We start from the raw sequence: 15,578 nt of genomic DNA, 5'->3' as shown, positions 1-15,578 counted from the left end.
TTCTCAGCTCAATCGGCTACATGCCGCCAGCCGAGGCCGAGCGGCGATGTCTTGAACAAATCGAAGCTATGGATAAGGTCGCATAACGCGTTGAACGAAACGCTCTCCGGGCAAGCCGGGGCGGTTCACAGGTGCGTCCGCCTTCATCGTGCCCAGCAAAGAGTGCGTTTTTCCGTGTCAGGGCGATCGGCCTGATGAGGTTCTCCACGGCATTGGAGTCGATCTCGACGCGGCCGTCCTGCAGGAAGGTCTGAAGCTCGTCCCACTGCCGGTGGATGCAGGCGAGTTTCTCTCCGAGGCGGGACTTGGCGGAGACCCGGCGGCGCTGGAGCTGCAACCATTCGCCGAACTCGGCCACCAGCGGCGCGGTGCGTGTCTGTCTCGCCGACAGGCGCTGTCCCGGTCCCATGGAGATATGCGCGAAAGTTGGTGACGCTTGATCAGGCGGCAGCTTGAATGTGGCGGACGCCGTCGCGGAACTCAACCCCGCTGATGACCTCCGGCAGGCGGTTCCGACCGTCGAGCTTTCGCCATTTCTTCTGCGCCGACATCATCAGCCGGAAGGCCATGGCGAGCCCGGTCTTTCGGCTCAGGCAGCCCTTGGTTCGCCGGGTGCGGTGCCGGACGGTGGCGAAGGTGCTCTCGATCGGATTTGACGTCCGGATATGTTTCCAGTGCTCGGCCGGATAGTCGTAGAGGGTAAGCAGCGCGTCCCGGTCCTTGACCAGCTTGGCCACCGCCTTGTCCCATTTCACGCCGTAGGTTTCGACGAAGAAGTTGAAGGCGACGTTGGCTTCTGCCTTTGTCCCGGCCTGCCAGATGTCGTGCAGGTGCGCCTTTGCCTTCTGCTGTACCGACTTGGGCAACGCGTTCAGCACGTTCATGGTTTTGTGCAGCCAGCACCGCTGCTCCTGCGTCGTGGGGAAGACTTCGCGCAGGGCCGTCCAGAAGCCGAGAGCACCGTCGCCGATCGCCAGCTTGGGATCCTGCGTGAGGCCCCGCCGCTTGAGATCGAGCAGCACCTCGCGCCAGCTCTGGGTGCTCTCGCGGAAGCCGTCGGTCATGGCCAGTAGTTCCTTCCGGCCGTATTCATCCGCCCCGACGATGACCAGAACGCATTGCTTTTCCTCGGCCAGCCGGCACGCCGCTCGATCACCTTCGACCGCGACATCGAGTTCGCCGGTTGGTGGCGATTGAAGCGGGAGATCGGGACCGAAGCCTGGTTCTGCGATCCGCAGGCCCCCTGGCAGAAAGGCACGGTCGAGACGCCGAAGATTCAAACAGCCTCTTCCGTGCGGAACCGTTGAGGGTGTCGCAAACGAGAATGAGCATTCCCGCCAGTAGTTGTTCTGCCATTTCGGGACTCGCCGCACGCCATGGAACTTTCCCGAAGAATAATGTCCCGCCCGCCACTTGCGGACGTGGTTGACCGACGCCACGTCGTCTCCCGAGGCCGCATTTGGCTTCCCGGGTCACACATCTTGCTTCATACCATTCTATCGCTCGCTCTCGGCCTGATCCTTCTGGTCGCCGGAGGTGAATTTCTCGTGCGTGGCGCCGTTCAGGCAGCGCGCAAACTCGGCGTCTCGCCGCTGGTCATCGGGCTCACGCTCGTCGGGTTCGGGACCTCGATGCCCGAGCTGGTCACTTCCGTAAAGGCAGGGCTTTCCGGCTCGCCAGGGATCGCCTTCGGCAATATCGTCGGCTCGAACATCGCCAACATCCTGCTCATCGCAGGCGTGTCGGCCGTACTCTGCCCGGTCATCGTCGCCCGCGCCGCCCTCAGGCGCGATGCGATCGCGATGCTGGCGGTAGCCTTTGCCTTCGCGATGCTCGCTCCGATGGTACCAATGGGGCGGCTGGTGGGAGCCGGCCTGCTCACGGGGCTCGGGGTCTACCTGTGGACCGTCATCCGGCAGGAACGCGCAAGCCATGATGGCGGCGCGGCGGGCGACAAGAGCGCGGCCCTCGATGGCGTCGACCGGGTCCTCGAGGCCACCACCCGCCCGCTTGGCATCGCCCTGCTGATCGCCCTGGGTGGACTGGTGCTCGTCGTCAGCGGTGGTGCACTGCTGGTTGACGGAGCTGTCGTCATCGCCCGCGACCTCGGCATTTCGGAGACAGTCATCGGGCTGACCGTCGTCGCGGTCGGCACCTCGCTGCCCGAGCTCGTCACCTCGGTGGTCGCGGCGCTGCGCAAACAGGGGGATGTTGCTTCCGGGAACATCGTCGGCTCGAACATCTACAACATTCTCGGGATCGGCGGGGCGACCGCACTGATCGCTCCTTCTCGCGTGCCCGACGCCATGGTCCGTTTTGATCTGCCGGTGATGGTCGTGGTCTCGGCGCTGCTCGTGTTGGTGGCGGCAACCGGGCTGCGCATCAACCGGGCCGAAGGGGCGCTACTTGTTGCGGGCTATGTTCTCTATGTCTGGCTGCTCTGGCCAGCTTCCGCCTGACCTCCCCCTGTCCTCCGACCCGCCCGGTCAGACCAACCGCCGGAATGGTACCTCGACCAAGGTTCTGAAGGGGCAGGATGGGGAGATGCCGGTGGCCGTGCCCCGCGTCCGTCTATCAGAAGACCCGAGCAGCCAAGACTTTGATTGGACGGATCACTCAGATCCAAGTGTGCGCAGCCAGGCCGCGAAGTCGTCCTCGCTAACCTGACCGGATGCGAGATCTTCCATCATCCGAACACCGATCGCGGGTTCGGGGCGGCTGGCGATGCCGTTGAGACGCAAAAACGTGAAAGCGGCCACGAAGGCCGTGCGTTTGTTCCCATCGACAAAAGCATGAGCCTTGGCGATGCCGAAGGCGTAGGCTGCGGCAAGCGCATATGCATCAGGGGTTCCATAGCCAGCCTGGTTCAACGGGCGGGCTACGGCGCTTTCGAGAAGGGCCGGATCGCGGGTGCCAGACGCTCCACCGTGCCGGGTGATCTGGCGATCATGAATGACGTAGAGGGCAGGCAATGGCACCCAGACCCATTCGGTCATGCAAGCGCCTGAAGCAGGTCGCGGTTCTCATCCATGACAGCTTCCGCCGCATGCAATGCAGCTTGTAGCTCAGGATTTTCCATCATCAGCTTCAATCCGCCATCATCCGTGCGCACCGCATAGAGCGTGTCACCCTCCTTGGCATCAAGAAGCGCGAGCATCTCAGAACTGAGCGTCACAACAGCGGAATTGCCGACTTTGCGAATTTTGGCTTCTATCATGGGAGACCTCACAGGTTATACAGATGTATATACGGCGGAAGATCAAAAGTCAAGATTCGGGGATATCGCATGGGCCGGCAGTTTGGCTGCGCAAATGCTCATCGATACAGTTACTAGAAAAGAGAGCGGTCCCCCGTCACCAACACCAACGAGCGCACCTATACATCAGCAATCGCGACCGCCGATCCAGAATCGAACAGACCGTTGCAATCAGGCGGCGTCCATATACATCCAAACATGAGGCTCGGCGCCCGCCAACCGGGCGCGACCCTTGGACAGAGGATGCCGCAGGATACACCACTGGCCCGGTCAGGCTCACACAGTGATCATCGGGTCTAAAGCGGGATCACCGCGCCGGTGACCATCAGCTGTTTGCCGGGACTGTCCTGTTCTTCGGGGATTTTCCAGGGACGGACAGCGATGATCTCGAACTGCATGGCGTCGTTCAGCATGCCCTTCACGCCCAGGCCCCAGGAGCCCAGGCTGTCCCGATCCAGGTTCGGACTGCCGTCGTCGTTCCAGACGGAGCCGTAGTCGGCGAACAGCCCCAGCGCCATGTCGGGCAGGACGCCCCAGCCGGTGTCGAGCTTCCGCGACAGCTCCACCGTGGTGGCTACGCCGCTTTCACCGGACAGGGTGCCGTTGTCGAAGGCCCAGCCATAGGGATCGCCGCCCAGGGCGAACTGCACGGCCCCCGGCAGGGGTTTCGGCGAATATTGCCCCGCGCCGCGGATCCGAAGGTCGGCGAACCTGCCCAGCGACTGCGTGTAGTCGACCGACGCGTTCACGAAGCGGAAGTTGCCCGGCACGTCGCCCATGTCGATGTCGGACGCCACGCTGAAGTTCATCCCGCCCTCGGCCATGAGCGACCCGGTTTCCATTTCGTGATCGAGATGCAGCAAGAAGGTCGCCCACCGGGTCTTGCTGCGTGATAGCGCGTCGCCGGCCACGTTCACCTTGTCGTTCCGGGCCGTCAGTTCCGCCCGGCCGAACAGGCTGGTGTCGATGGTGCGCACGAACGGGAAGGCCAGATAGGCCGTACCGATGGCGGACTGGATATTGATGTCCTGCGACCATTGAGGCCCGCCCGGGTTCTGCGCCAGGTGGATCAGGCTGTAGCCCGCGGCCAGCCCGTTGTGGCCGACCGGATAGTCCTGCGAGAACTGGAACAGCATCATCTGCGACGGGTCGTTCGGCGTCAGCACCACGACCATGTTCGTCGACTCAAACAGGCCGAACACATCGTTGAACTGCATCTGTCCGGACAGTTCCAGCGGCCCCACCGCGTCAGAGCCCAGGTTGTCCAGCCCGATCAACCCGGACCGCTTCTCCTGCTGAACGTCCAGCTTCAGAAGGCTGCCGCCCGTGGGCGTTTCGGGGCGCAGGAAGTTGTCCTCGATCTCCAGCCCGCCCAAGTCGGCCATCAGCAGCAGAAGACGCTCGGCCTCCTTCACCCGGATCGGGTTCATCGCCATGATCCGGTCGATATAGGGGCGCAGCCGCGTCTCGATCCCGGGAATGTCCGACGTGATCTCGACCTGCTGAACATAGCTTTCATAGACCTGAATCCGCACATGGCCGGTCTGGAAGTCCTGCACCGGAACCACCGTGTTCGAGAAGTACCCGGCCGCGAGGTAGGCGCCGTCGATTGCATCCGCCAGGCGATAGACGTCGGCCAGCGTGACCCGGGTTCCGATCCTGTCGGCCCAGAGCCGGGGCAGGCTGCCCGGGGGCATGGTGCGGACACCGTCCACGGTGACTGACCGCAGGATGAAGCTGACCTTTTCGGCGGCCGCGATGTCGATGCGCCGGCGCTCGTCCTGTACGCCGAGACCGATGGAGCCCATCTGCGGCGGTGGGGTGAAGCGCTGCAGGATGACCGTCTGCCCGGCGACGGCCCTGTCGATATTGGCCGGGCTCTGCGCCAGCGCAGGGGACGAGAGCGCGCCGCAAAGGGTCAGGACCGACCCAAGCCAGGCCAGAAGACGAGGGAACTGGTCAAAGCGCAGCACTGGCATGGCCCCGGATCCTTGTTGCACGGCAGGCATGGAGAAACGTTGGCCCACGGCTTCCGAGAGCGCCAGAAGGATCCGCGATGCGGGGGACGAACAGGCGACGCCGGTCGGGTTTCCGGGCAACAGTGGTTTGTCATCCCCGCAATCGCCCGTCGGGATGTCGTTGTTGGCGGCATGGTCAGCCGGGCCAGATTTGACGGTTTTGGGGAGGCAAGAACTGCAAGGGGAGGTCAGGGGGGCGTAGAACTCAGAAACTACTTAGAATCAGAACCTTCTGGAGAAAAGGGGGGTAGGCAAACCAAAACGGCCGGCAGAAAAATGGTGCTTCGCGACACACTGAAAAGTTCCGGACCAAATACGTCCTTTGCAACGCCGTCTGCTGCCAATGAGTGTGGCCACGGCCATGCGAATTGGGTCCTTCCCGGCTCTTTGCAACGTGGGTCTGTTTACGCCCCGCCGCGTCTTCCGGTGGCTGGGTTGCGACAGCTGGGCGTTTGGGTTGTTCTTGTCCCCCTACCCTTCATCGCCCGCCATCAGCGCAGCATAATCGGCGCCGCCGTAGAAGACGCACAGTATGACGATCTCGTCCGCCTCGACACGATAGGCCACGACGGTGCGTTGCGACCGGATCGGATAGATCCGGACCCCCTGCCCCGGCCGCGCCGGGCCCAGCATCGGCGTCTCCGGCAGATGACGGCGGCAGCGGTCGCGGATCGCCTGGGCAAAGGCCAGGCACCGGTCACGGGTAATCCGATCCCTTGATGTCGAAGATCGCGTCAAGGTCGTCCAGGGCCTTCGGGCGGTAGACCAGCCTGGATCGAGATGTCACCGGCGCCCCGGGTCGCGGCCATGCGGGCGGCGAAATGGCGGTCGACTTCGTCTTCCGTCAGGTTGGCGCGCGGGTCCGCGTCCGCTTCGGCAATCGCGGCACGCAACTGCGCCATCCGGCCCTGCCGGGTGGCATTGGCGTCCTGCCACAGGCGCAGCGCCTCGCGGATGACTTCGCTGTTCGAGGCATAGCCACCGTCGCTGACGGCACTGCGTATGGTCTGCGCCATCTCGCGCGGCAGGGTGATGCTCAGGCGTTCGACATTCTGCATGGACCGGACCTCCTGCGCCATATGTAGTATTTAGTATTACGCAATGCCACCCGTCCCGTCCTCGCTACCCTTTCCTCTAGTGTCCAGGGGACAGCCACCCCCGAGATGTGGGAGAAAGGACTTGCAAGAATCGCGTTATCCACGCATTTATTTACGCCAAGAACAGAATAGGACGCGAAAAACCGTAACAAACGGATCGCGCTTGGCAGGCAGATGACTCGGCAGGACCGGATCGACCTTCTGGTTGGAACCCATGCAAGCCGTCTCTCCGAGACGTTGCAAGCCCATCGCGAGCAATTGTTCCCGCCCGACACCAAGCGCAAGATGCGCAAGTTCACCAGTGGCGAGGTCGCGGACCTTCTGGGGATCAAGGACGCCTACCTGCGCAAGCTGCACCTGGACGGGCGCGGGCCAGAGCCGGAAATCCGCGGCAACGGCCGCCGCTTCTATTCTCCCGAAGATATCCAGGCCCTGCGGGTGATGCTGGAAAAGGGCGCCAAGACGCCCGGGACCTACCTGCCCGGCCGTCGCGGCGACGACCATCTGCAGGTGATTTCGGTCATCAACTTCAAGGGCGGATCGGGCAAGACCACGACCTCGTCCCACCTGGCGCAGAAACTGGCGCTGGATGGCTATCGCGTGCTGGCGCTGGACCTGGACCCGCAGGCCTCGTTCTCGGCGCTCCACGGGTTCCAGCCGGAAATCGACCTGCAGGATGGCGGAACGCTCTATGACGCGATCCGTTATGACGATCCGGTGCCTCTGCGGGACATCATCCAGAAAACCTATTTCACCAATCTCGACATCGTGCCCGGCAACCTCGACCTGATGGAGTTCGAGCACGACACCCCGCGGATCCTGGCGCAGCGGTCGGGGCAGGTCTTCTTCACCCGCATCGGCGAGAAGCTGGCCGAGGTCGAGGCGGACTATGACGTCGTCGTCATGGACTGCCCGCCGCAGCTGGGTTTCCTGACCATGTCCGCGCTGTCCGCGGCGACGGCGGTGCTGGTGACGGTCCATCCGCAGATGCTGGACGTCATGTCGATGTGCCAGTTCCTGCTGATGACCTCGGAACTCCTCGGCGTCGTGGCCGAGGCGGGGGGCGACATGTCCTATGACTGGCTGCGCTATGTCGTGACGCGCTATGAACCCGGCGACGGGCCGCAGAACCAGATGGTCAGCTTCATGCGGTCGATGTTCGGCGAACATGTCCTGAACCACCCGGCGGTGAAATCGACAGCGATCTCGGATGCCGGGATCACCAAGCAGACGCTCTACGAGGTCGACAAGTCGCAATTCGTCCGCACCACCTATGAACGCGCGCTGGAAAGCATGAACGCGGTCAATGGCGAGATCGCGGACCTGATACAATCGGCATGGGGGCGCTGAGCATGGCACGCAAGGACCTGTTGAAGGGGCTGATGGCGGGCGACGCGAAGGGCCCCGCCTCCCCTGCCCCGCGCCATTCCAAGGGCGCGATCGGTGCCGTCAGTCAGACCATCGCCGATCTGAAGGGCCGTGCCCTGACCGAGGTTCCGCCCGACATGATCGACAATGCCGGTCTGGTCGACCGGCTGGACGCGGACGAAGACCTGGACGCGCTGGTGGATTCGATCCGCGACTACGGTCAACAGGTGCCGGTGCTGCTGCGGTTTTCGCCCAATTACGAAGGCCGGTACGAGGTCGTCTATGGCCGCCGGCGGGTGCAGGCGCTGAAGCGGCTGAAGCAGCCCGTGAAGGCGATGATCCGCGATCTGCAGGATCGCGAGCTGATCATCGCCCAGGGACAGGAAAACGCCGCCCGCAAGGACCTGAGCTTCATCGAGAAGGCGAATTTCGCCCGCCAGATGGTGGCCTTGGGGTTCGAACGCAAAGTTGTATGCGACGCGTTGCACATCGACAAGACGGTGATCTCGCGCATGCTGAAGGTGACCGAGGATCTGCCCGAGTCGCTGATACGTGCCATCGGGGCGGCGCCCTCCATCGGCCGGGATCGCTGGCTGGCGCTGGCCGACCGGATCGGCGGCCGCGGCGACAAGGCCGTGGCGCTGGCGGTCGGCAACAGTTCGGACGACCGGTTCAACGCCGTCTTCCGCGGGCTGGCGCCGGAACGCGCGCCCTCCCCCGCCCCGCAGGTCCTGTCCGGCGCGGACGGGGCGGCGCTTGGACAGGTCAAAAGGGGCCGCCAGAACACCGTTCTGACGCTGGAGACGTCGAAATCAGGAGATTTCGGCGACTGGCTGACGGCGAACATGGACAGGATTCACCGCGACTATCTGAAGGACCGCGGCGAATAGGGCCCGAAGAGGCCCGGATCAGAGGAAAAGAGCAGCAAAGGAGGCACGAGCCCCGGTAAGGAAAAAGCCCCCCAGAACATAAGTCCCGAGAGGCCGATTTTCATCTTCGCACCATGAATCTAGGCATTGCGTGGACTGCTGTCAACGACCGCGTTGCGGGCGAACGGGTGATCTTTGCCGTCGTGAACCATCATGACACATCTGACAATGACGCCCTTCATGGGGCGAACGATCCCGGCTGGCCATCTGGACCGGCTGGGATTGGCCACTGCCCCTGCCCCGGTCCCGGCCGTCGACAAATGGGTCGTGCTGAAAAGCCTGACCACCGCGCGGCGGGCCTTCGGCCTGTCCGACCGCACGCTGACCGTCCTGTCGGCGCTGCTGTCCTTTCTGCCTGTGCGGGAACTGGCGGACGGCGCGCCCCTGATCGTGTTTCCGTCCAACCGAACGCTTGCCAACAGGGCCCACGGCATGGCGGAAAGCACCCTGCGCCGCCACCTGGCCGCCCTTGTCGAGGCCGGCATGATCCTGCGCCACGACAGCCCCAACGGCAAACGCTATGCCCGTCGCGGCCGGGACGGCGCTGCAGCCCTGGCCTTCGGCTTCGACCTTCGTCCCCTGCTGGTCCGCGCGGAAGAGATCTTCGACGCCGCCGAAGCCGCACGTCTGGAGGCCGAACATTGCCGCCTCCTGCGGGAAGAGATCGTCCTTCAGCTGCGCGACATCCAGCAACTGATGACCCTGCTGCCGGACACCCAGGACCACCTTGCCCCCCGACTGGCAGAGCTTCGCAGCCACCTTCGCCGCCGCATGGACAGGTCCCGGCTTGAGGACCTGCAGCGCGCGACTGCCGACCTCCTGACTCAGATTACCCTGTTGGCAACCCCTGCCCCGACGACGATTTCGGGCGGCAACGACAACCAGAATGAGCGGCACATACAGGATTCAAACCATACTCTCATTGAATCGAAGACAGGCATGAAAAACGCAGGCACGATCATGGGCCATGGGCCCCGAGCTCCCATAGGGCTGCCTGTCGTCCTAAAAGCGTGTCCGGAGATCCAGACCTACTATCCCGAACCGATCCGGCATTGGGAGGACTTGGAAGCAACGATGGACAAGATGCGTCCGATGCTGGGGATCACCCTCGACTCCTGGCACGAAGCCAAAACGACAATGGGGCCGCAGGAGGCCGCCACCGCCCTGGCTGGAATTGTCCAGAAAGGCGCAGCCATTTCGAACCCCGGCGGATACCTGCGGGCTCTGTCCACGCGTACGAAAGCCGGGACGTTCACGCCGGGGCCCATGATCATGGCGCTTCTTTCTGCCCAGGATGCGGCAAGGCAATCCTTGCCAAGTTGACAGCTGTCAACGTTGCCACCGCTCCGGATGTAGTTGACGGCTGTCAACTCCAAGTCACCAAGCTTCACGGGACACCAGGACATCCAGCCCGACTGGCGTTTCGTCGGACCGAATTGTCATTTGCGGAATGGGCAATCCCTTTGCCAGTTCACCGTTCACGCCGCCAATTTCGGACAAGCCGCCGTGCGTCTCCGCAAGTCATGAGCAGATGAAGATGATGCGAATACTGGACTAGTCTGGAAAAGCGCAACAACCGAAACGCCGGAGTATCCGGCGGTCTGCAACATGCGGGATGTCGCAGCTGTGGCGGAATGCCTGCTGCGGCCCTGCTGCATTCCGCATCACCATGTCCAGGCTCAGGTCCCGCCGGTGACCCAGCATGATCCGGGCACGATCAGCGAGACATTCCGAGCGATGATCCGCACAGGAGTGCCGCGGGGCCGATACCTGCATTGGCAGGTGACAGAAACCTACCTGCGGGAGTTCGATCAGGACCTGCAATGCCCATTCGGAGGCGACAGCTTCCAGCGCTACCCGCTTAATGCGGCGTCTGGCGGGCATCACGGTCGTCCTTCCGATCTTCAGCACAGGGACATGAGGCAGTTGAAGCGTCTTGTCCCGGACGGGCTGGCTGCGACGTCCGGGGTTCCTGAAACTCTGGTCCGATGCGGCGCTGGAAGACATGGAGATTGCCGCCGCGAACCGCCTGTCCTGGTGGTTGCCGGGGCTGGTTTCGGCCGCCGACAGAATCGGGTCCAACACGGAGTGGTTCCCCCCGGAAGGGCGGGATCTGCCGCTTGACGTCTACCTTGCCGAAGCCCCGCTTAGGGTGTCGGTGTCGGTGTCGGTGTCGGTGGCGGTGTCGGTGGCGGTGAAAGCCCCGGGCGTCGGTCGGGCTGTTCCCCGCGACGGTGCCCTGTACGAATTTGACCTCCGCCCGATTCAGGCGGCCTGCCAGTCCGTGGATCTGCCCGAGGGCCGGACGCTGGCCGTCATCGAGGACGAGACCGGCGCGGGCAGGACCGAGGCCGCGATGCTGTTGGCCCAACGGATGCTGCTGGCGGGGAAGGGCAGGGGACTGTTCATGTCGCTGCCGACCATGGCGAACTCTGACGCGGTGTTCCGGCGGGTGCGGGCGGCAGCCAGGGCCGGCAACGCAACTTCGACCTGTGCGACCAACACTGCATCGGCCCGGGACTGGTTATCCCGGCCCATGGTCAGGAGCCGGACGATCCGGCAGGCGGGCGGAAATTTGGACTTTCCGGATGGCACCATTCAGATAACCATCATTCCATTCTCGCTCCAACCGTGGGAGCCAGGGGGCAGGCTGGACACGAGGTCTGAAGACGTCGGTGATCAAGCTCTGATGCGCGGACTGGATGCCGTAGGACCGATTGTGCGTCTCGGGGGTATTCCAGTCTTACGGTGGGCGTCTGCACGAAGCTGGCCACAAAGCGAGTGTCGGATATTCTCCTGCCGTCGACTTCGTGCCCGCCATTGGGCGCGTCGGGGGACCAATCTCAGCGCGCGGGCATGGTGCGGCGGGCGATGCCCCACATGAACGCCGCCATCTCTAGCGTGATCGCCACGGTGACGACGGTCGGTTTCTTGCCGCGCTGGATGAGCTTGCGATATCGGGCCGTCAGGCGAGATTGCGCCTTCCGCGCAATGCCCTGAACCTCCGGCGACTGTTCTCTGAGGATGTAGGGCTTCCGCTCGCCCGGCCTTGCCTGCAGGCGGTAAGTCCAGGCCCCCTCGATCAGCTTGTGCCGCACGCGGGCGTTTCGCGCGCGGTTATGCCGCCGCGCCTGGTCGTCCTACCCGTCGAATATTAGCTAGGCACGAGCCCGAGATAGGCCATTAGCTCCGCAAGTGTTTCGAACCGCCGCACGTCGGCGATCTCTGCCATGAAGGTGACGGCGCTGATCAGCGCGACGCCACGCAGCGCGATCTGGTGCGCCGGGTGATCGAACGCCAGGGGCTGCAGCCAGCGTCGATAACGCATCGTCCACGGCTTGGAGCGTTGACAGGGACGTGCCGGTGAAAAAGACATGTGGTCTTACGACTGATTCAGCATTCTGACCAGCATTTCCGTGCTGAACCGGATCGCATTGTATAGAGTGACCCCGAAGCAGGGGCCTATCTTTAAGGTTGCCGGCGTTACGGAACAAAAGCTTCATTTTTGTTCGTATATATGCGTCAATGAGCATGTTATACGCCTGAAATGATGAAAGGGCCCATCGCGTTGCGGAACGCTGGGTCCAACGAGATTTCACATACGGCGAAACACTTCCGCGCAAGCTTGACCCATCCAGCCGTGCCATCGAGATCGTGCAGCAGACCCTTAAGATGAACGGGTAGGCTCAAGCCGTGACCGACAAGCGCACTATGAGGCGAACCGGAATCTTCCGCAGGCCGCAGACGGTCCTCAAGCGGATCCGTATGGCTCCCGCCGACACGAACCCCCGCCCATTCAGTCGCGAAAATCTTCCTTGAACCTGTCGATCTGATGCATGCGCTCGTGCAGGATCGCGACGATGCCGATATCGCCGTCGGACAGCCGGCGCCAATAGACGAAGTGGTGCTCGTACCTGAAGAAGAACCCTTCGACGCCGAACTCTGCCGGGACCGGCTTCGAGGCGACGCCATGGGCCTCGATCCGTTCGAACGCCGCGAACATGCCGGTGATGTAGCGATCCGCCTGGGCGTCGCCCCATCGGTCGCGCGTATAGTGGTAGATGTCGTCGAGGCGGAGCGCGGCCGCCTCCTGAACCCGGATCGCCATCCGGTCAGGCGCGGTTGCGGGCGATGATCTCGGCCGCCGTCAGCGGCTTGTAGCTGGTCTCGGGCGCGGCGAAGGCGCGGGTCAGCTCGGCCTTCAGCCGATCGAACGCCTCCTGCTCGGCCCGCTCCTTGTCCCGCCGGATCAGGTCGCGCACGTATTCGCTGATGTTCTCGTACGATCCGTTCTCGCCGACATTGGCCGCGACGAAATCGCTGAGCGCACCGCTGAGGCGGACGGTCATGGTCGTGGTGCGGGACATGGCAGGATCCTCTTGCGTGACACGTATTCAATATAACCAAAAATCACTACGCCTCAAGTCTGGCAGCGGCAGCCTGATTGGGACGTCCTGCCGACTTCGTGGCGGTTTGACCCTAGTCGGCATCCGCGTCGTCTTGCCGATTGGCAAGGATCAGGACCGTGCGAAACACGAAGTCCGAGTGCCGGACCAGTGCGATCAGGTGTTCGCCGCTTGGCCCCCGCTCGCCTGCGATCCAGTACTTCACGGTCCGTTCGCTGGCCCCCGTCCACCGCATTGCTGTCTTGATGGCGCGATGCGTCAGGCCAAGTTCGTCCCGAAGGGCCGCGGCAATGGCGGTCCGATAGTCGGCCGCATTGGCCATTGGGGGCACATTTGTGCCCGTTATCTGCACAAATGTGCCCTTCTTGGTCCGCATCTCTGGATCCTCCTCCGATAAGACTGTGGGGAAGACCTGAACAGCGGCAGTTCGCATTTGCGCCTGGGTCTGCGGTAGAGGGCCATCCGCCCGAAGCAGCCCACATGATTTCCCGGGAGGCGGGCGTGGCTTGGGGAAAAACACCATTGCCCGAAGCAGAAACGGGGCCGCCCGGGCAGCTGCTGGCCGCGGAGTACGTCCGGATGTCGACCGAGCATCAACAGTATTCGACCCGGAACCGGGCGCTGGCGATCCGCGACTACGCAGAACGCCGCGGCATCAAGCTGATCGAAGGGACACTTGGCCCCGATCATCTTCGCCTTGTGGTAGCGGGCCGCTACGTCGAGCGCCTGCTCATGAATGAGCGGATCAATCGCTATCTCGCAAAGAACCACGGAGACATCCTCGGCGAGTTCGGTCGGATCGTGGCGGGTCTGTCTCGGCCGGAGACGTCGGAAGGGGCAGGCGTGGCAGAAGGGTAGGGGATCTGGAAGTTCACTGACAATGGGGACCCGGACCCAGATCAAGCGCGGGGACCTCAGGAGTCGCCGGACGGCGGGTTGGATCGAGTGCGGGGGGATGGCGGTGAACCCGTTCGGAGCCCACCAAGGCCGGCGGACATATCGCCGACCGCGCAGGTGTTCTTCAGAGGCGAATTTCTGCGTTGTATGCCGGGCGCGCTGCACTCCGCCGGATAATGGGTGCCGGTTGGTCTGGCAGCGCGCCCGCGAGTGACCATCTATTGATCGGCGAATACATGGTCGCGTTTCACCGCGATCACGACACATAGCGGGACGTGTGAACATCCTGTTCCGGGGCGGCAGCGGGTTGGTGACGGCCAATAGGCGGCTGGAGCTTCACCCATAAAAGGAGCATCGGAAACCATCAAATTCAATTTCGGACTTAGTTCGACCAGGCCAAGCGGAATCCCGCTTAGGTTGAATTTCGTCCTCTGGCCATGCCGGGTGCCAGGCACTAAACCTAATCTGCTCAACGAGATAACGCCACATGCCCTGTGGTGTTGGCGATGTTTGGGGAGCCGGCAGGTAGGCTGAATGTCTCCTGCGAAGCCAGATCGACACTGTGGAACGTTCGACCGCTCCGGCGGCAGAATCTCTGCGGCCGATTTCGCCTGGCCGGCTCTTCATGCGTCGCGGCTTGGCTGAGGTTGGCATGTGCTTGCCTTGTTTTGTTTATTGGAGGGAGCCATGCGGCACGATCCTGAAGCACCCCGTCAATCCCCGAGGAGGAGCCCGAGAAGGAAGAAGCTCATGGGCTGGGCCGCGGATGTGGTCCGGGACAGCGGTACCGGAGAAATCACTGGGGTGGTCTATCAGTGGAACACAGGCGAGAAGGAGACCTACGACTTCAATGGCCCGAACGGCAAACTGGCCCGGTTCCTCGTCGCGCTCGGGCCAGAAGGCGGGATCACCGAGGTCGAGTCAAAGGGCGGCGGAAAGACTTCGATGTAGATTTCCCGGTCCGACCTTCTGCTGGGACATGTAACGGGCCGGAAGGCGCGTTAACAAACCGGGTCCCTGTTGGGCGCCTGCCAGCATTTCCGGCCAGCATTCCGCTGGCGTGCGTCGAGGATGCGCGCGTTGGCGTACCAGTCGGTCGGAGCACTGCGCGACAGGGTTCACCCGTCGATGGACAGATCCTCAAGGCTCTTGCCTGCATTGAGAGCGGCGTTGAACCAGGCCGGCTTTCGTCCGCGTCCGGACCAGGTCAGTTCGGGGTTTTCCGGGTGGCGGTACTTGGGTGTAGCGATCGTTTTCACGGTCTTGCTGCCCGAGGTCAGTTCGGCCAGGCTGAAGCCTTTCTCGCGGGCGGCGGCTTCGGCGGCAGCCAGGGCTTCCTTTTTCCGGCGCGTTTCAAAGGTTCGCACGGCCTTGGACACGTCCTTTTCGAGCTGCTTGAGCTCGTCCAGGGACAACTTCTCTAGATCGATTGCCGTCATCGGGTTCTCCGTCTCTGATCGAGCCTGGAAAATGTAACAGGTTCACTAGTGTTCCCCGTCTGACGTAGGATTCCCAATGCCGCTCGCTCGTGGCATGAGTGGGAGATGAGACGCTCGGATATCTGCCTTTACCTTGGCCCCGCCGACCGCACTGAGCTTGAAGCTCTG

Annotated in this window: 18 protein-coding genes and 3 pseudogenes; 7 read left to right on the top strand and 14 right to left on the bottom strand. The window is 63.1% G+C overall.

Annotated elements, in window-relative coordinates; all coding sequences use genetic code 11:
• Window positions 1-139: 139 nt before the first annotated feature.
• Window positions 140-403 (bottom strand): annotated as a pseudogene (locus FQK05_RS25585) (IS66 family transposase); the annotation flags it as partial.
• Between the two features lie 37 nt (window positions 404-440).
• Window positions 441-1,139, bottom strand: a pseudogene (locus tag FQK05_RS25580) (IS256 family transposase); the annotation flags it as partial.
• Here FQK05_RS25580 and FQK05_RS25575 point away from each other — a divergent pair.
• Window positions 1,140-1,265: pseudogene (locus FQK05_RS25575) on the top strand (IS30 family transposase); the annotation flags it as partial.
• Between the two features lie 216 nt (window positions 1,266-1,481).
• Window positions 1,482-2,459: a calcium/sodium antiporter gene (locus tag FQK05_RS25570; protein WP_233270690.1), complete on the top strand. Its 978-nt coding sequence runs from the start codon at window positions 1,482-1,484 to the stop codon at window positions 2,457-2,459.
• 153 nt (window positions 2,460-2,612) lie between these two features.
• Here FQK05_RS25570 and FQK05_RS25565 read toward each other — a convergent pair whose 3' ends face one another.
• From FQK05_RS25565 to FQK05_RS25545, 5 genes are all read right to left on the bottom strand, one after another.
• Window positions 2,613-2,996 carry a type II toxin-antitoxin system death-on-curing family toxin gene (locus FQK05_RS25565; protein ID WP_158972380.1) on the bottom strand — a complete coding sequence of 128 codons (384 nt, stop codon included), beginning with the start codon at window positions 2,994-2,996 and terminating at the stop codon, window positions 2,613-2,615.
• Window positions 2,993-3,217 carry an AbrB/MazE/SpoVT family DNA-binding domain-containing protein gene (locus FQK05_RS25560; RefSeq protein ID WP_158972378.1) on the bottom strand — a complete coding sequence of 75 codons (225 nt, stop codon included), beginning with the start codon at window positions 3,215-3,217 and terminating at the stop codon, window positions 2,993-2,995. Before FQK05_RS25560 ends, FQK05_RS25565 begins: the two co-directional genes overlap by 4 nt.
• Window positions 3,218-3,552: 335 nt before the next feature.
• The gene (locus FQK05_RS25555) at window positions 3,553-5,235 is read right to left on the bottom strand and encodes a ShlB/FhaC/HecB family hemolysin secretion/activation protein (protein WP_158972376.1); all 1,683 of its coding nucleotides are present in this window, start codon (window positions 5,233-5,235) and stop codon (window positions 3,553-3,555) included.
• A gap of 510 nt (window positions 5,236-5,745) precedes the next feature.
• Entirely contained in the window at window positions 5,746-5,907 is a 162-nt protein-coding gene (locus FQK05_RS25550) for a hypothetical protein (RefSeq protein WP_158972373.1), read from the bottom strand.
• Window positions 5,908-6,008: 101 nt separating this feature from the next.
• Entirely contained in the window at window positions 6,009-6,332 is a 324-nt protein-coding gene (locus tag FQK05_RS25545; protein ID WP_158972371.1) for a type II toxin-antitoxin system ParD family antitoxin, read from the bottom strand.
• 213 nt (window positions 6,333-6,545) lie between these two features.
• Here FQK05_RS25545 and repA point away from each other — a divergent pair, with 213 nt between their 5' ends.
• The 3 genes from repA (at window position 6,546) to repC (ending at window position 9,991) form a co-directional block, all read left to right on the top strand.
• On the top strand, window positions 6,546-7,721 hold the full coding sequence (gene repA, locus FQK05_RS25540) for a plasmid partitioning protein RepA (RefSeq protein ID WP_158972369.1): 1,176 nt from the start codon (window positions 6,546-6,548) through the stop codon (window positions 7,719-7,721).
• 2 nt (window positions 7,722-7,723) lie between these two features.
• Window positions 7,724-8,629: a plasmid partitioning protein RepB gene (gene repB, locus FQK05_RS25535; RefSeq protein ID WP_158972367.1), complete on the top strand. Its 906-nt coding sequence runs from the start codon at window positions 7,724-7,726 to the stop codon at window positions 8,627-8,629.
• Window positions 8,630-8,821: 192 nt separating this feature from the next.
• The gene (repC, locus tag FQK05_RS25530; RefSeq protein ID WP_158972365.1) at window positions 8,822-9,991 is read left to right on the top strand and encodes a plasmid replication protein RepC; all 1,170 of its coding nucleotides are present in this window, start codon (window positions 8,822-8,824) and stop codon (window positions 9,989-9,991) included.
• A 942-nt stretch (window positions 9,992-10,933) separates the two neighbouring features.
• Here repC and FQK05_RS25940 read toward each other — a convergent pair.
• From FQK05_RS25940 to FQK05_RS25505, 6 genes are all read right to left on the bottom strand, one after another.
• Window positions 10,934-11,266 carry a hypothetical protein gene (locus tag FQK05_RS25940; RefSeq protein WP_199252775.1) on the bottom strand — a complete coding sequence of 111 codons (333 nt, stop codon included), beginning with the start codon at window positions 11,264-11,266 and terminating at the stop codon, window positions 10,934-10,936.
• Between the two features lie 245 nt (window positions 11,267-11,511).
• A complete protein-coding gene (locus FQK05_RS26595) occupies window positions 11,512-11,766 on the bottom strand; it encodes a hypothetical protein (protein ID WP_407644522.1) in 255 nt (84 codons plus the stop codon).
• Between the two features lie 56 nt (window positions 11,767-11,822).
• Window positions 11,823-11,996 carry a transposase gene (locus FQK05_RS26590; protein WP_407644521.1) on the bottom strand — a complete coding sequence of 58 codons (174 nt, stop codon included), beginning with the start codon at window positions 11,994-11,996 and terminating at the stop codon, window positions 11,823-11,825.
• A gap of 468 nt (window positions 11,997-12,464) precedes the next feature.
• The gene (locus FQK05_RS25515; protein ID WP_158972363.1) at window positions 12,465-12,776 is read right to left on the bottom strand and encodes a type II toxin-antitoxin system RelE/ParE family toxin; all 312 of its coding nucleotides are present in this window, start codon (window positions 12,774-12,776) and stop codon (window positions 12,465-12,467) included.
• Between the two features lie 4 nt (window positions 12,777-12,780).
• Complete coding sequence (locus tag FQK05_RS25510; protein ID WP_158969752.1) at window positions 12,781-13,035, bottom strand: ribbon-helix-helix domain-containing protein; 255 nt, start codon at window positions 13,033-13,035, stop codon at window positions 12,781-12,783.
• A 112-nt stretch (window positions 13,036-13,147) separates the two neighbouring features.
• Entirely contained in the window at window positions 13,148-13,450 is a 303-nt protein-coding gene (locus FQK05_RS25505) for a helix-turn-helix domain-containing protein (protein ID WP_158972361.1), read from the bottom strand.
• A gap of 104 nt (window positions 13,451-13,554) precedes the next feature.
• Here FQK05_RS25505 and FQK05_RS25500 point away from each other — a divergent pair, with 104 nt between their 5' ends.
• Window positions 13,555-13,932, top strand: a complete 378-nt coding sequence (locus FQK05_RS25500; protein ID WP_199252774.1) for a hypothetical protein — start codon at window positions 13,555-13,557, stop codon at window positions 13,930-13,932.
• A gap of 789 nt (window positions 13,933-14,721) precedes the next feature.
• Entirely contained in the window at window positions 14,722-14,922 is a 201-nt protein-coding gene (locus FQK05_RS25495; RefSeq protein WP_158972359.1) for a hypothetical protein, read from the top strand.
• Window positions 14,923-15,089: 167 nt separating this feature from the next.
• Here FQK05_RS25495 and FQK05_RS25490 read toward each other — a convergent pair whose 3' ends face one another.
• Window positions 15,090-15,410: an H-NS histone family protein gene (locus FQK05_RS25490; protein WP_158972357.1), complete on the bottom strand. Its 321-nt coding sequence runs from the start codon at window positions 15,408-15,410 to the stop codon at window positions 15,090-15,092.
• Window positions 15,411-15,578: the final 168 nt, after the last annotated feature.

This window comes from Chachezhania sediminis (assembly GCF_009765275.1).
GTDB classification, from domain to species: Bacteria; Pseudomonadota; Alphaproteobacteria; order Rhodobacterales; family Rhodobacteraceae; genus Chachezhania; species Chachezhania sediminis.
This window is presented reverse-complemented; position numbering and strand designations above follow the sequence as displayed.

What these genes read in the sequence shown, in the direction of transcription:
- FQK05_RS25565 (WP_158972380.1), bottom strand. Translation starts at nt 2,996, where the DNA reads ATGACCGAATGGGTCTGGGTGCCATTGCCTGCCCTCTACGTCATTCAT.
- FQK05_RS25560 (WP_158972378.1), bottom strand. Translation starts at nt 3,217, where the DNA reads ATGATAGAAGCCAAAATTCGCAAAGTCGGCAATTCCGCTGTTGTGACG.
- FQK05_RS25555 (WP_158972376.1), bottom strand. Translation starts at nt 5,235, where the DNA reads ATGCCAGTGCTGCGCTTTGACCAGTTCCCTCGTCTTCTGGCCTGGCTT.
- FQK05_RS25550 (WP_158972373.1), bottom strand. Translation starts at nt 5,907, where the DNA reads ATGCTGGGCCCGGCGCGGCCGGGGCAGGGGGTCCGGATCTATCCGATC.
- FQK05_RS25545 (WP_158972371.1), bottom strand. Translation starts at nt 6,332, where the DNA reads ATGCAGAATGTCGAACGCCTGAGCATCACCCTGCCGCGCGAGATGGCG.
- repA (WP_158972369.1), top strand. Translation starts at nt 6,546, where the DNA reads ATGACTCGGCAGGACCGGATCGACCTTCTGGTTGGAACCCATGCAAGC.
- repB (WP_158972367.1), top strand. Translation starts at nt 7,724, where the DNA reads ATGGCACGCAAGGACCTGTTGAAGGGGCTGATGGCGGGCGACGCGAAG.
- repC (WP_158972365.1), top strand. Translation starts at nt 8,822, where the DNA reads ATGACACATCTGACAATGACGCCCTTCATGGGGCGAACGATCCCGGCT.
- FQK05_RS25940 (WP_199252775.1), bottom strand. Translation starts at nt 11,266, where the DNA reads ATGGTGCCATCCGGAAAGTCCAAATTTCCGCCCGCCTGCCGGATCGTC.
- FQK05_RS26590 (WP_407644521.1), bottom strand. Translation starts at nt 11,996, where the DNA reads ATGCGTTATCGACGCTGGCTGCAGCCCCTGGCGTTCGATCACCCGGCG.
- FQK05_RS25515 (WP_158972363.1), bottom strand. Translation starts at nt 12,776, where the DNA reads ATGGCGATCCGGGTTCAGGAGGCGGCCGCGCTCCGCCTCGACGACATC.
- FQK05_RS25510 (WP_158969752.1), bottom strand. Translation starts at nt 13,035, where the DNA reads ATGTCCCGCACCACGACCATGACCGTCCGCCTCAGCGGTGCGCTCAGC.
- FQK05_RS25505 (WP_158972361.1), bottom strand. Translation starts at nt 13,450, where the DNA reads ATGCGGACCAAGAAGGGCACATTTGTGCAGATAACGGGCACAAATGTG.
- FQK05_RS25500 (WP_199252774.1), top strand. Translation starts at nt 13,555, where the DNA reads ATGATTTCCCGGGAGGCGGGCGTGGCTTGGGGAAAAACACCATTGCCC.
- FQK05_RS25495 (WP_158972359.1), top strand. Translation starts at nt 14,722, where the DNA reads ATGGGCTGGGCCGCGGATGTGGTCCGGGACAGCGGTACCGGAGAAATC.
- FQK05_RS25490 (WP_158972357.1), bottom strand. Translation starts at nt 15,410, where the DNA reads ATGACGGCAATCGATCTAGAGAAGTTGTCCCTGGACGAGCTCAAGCAG.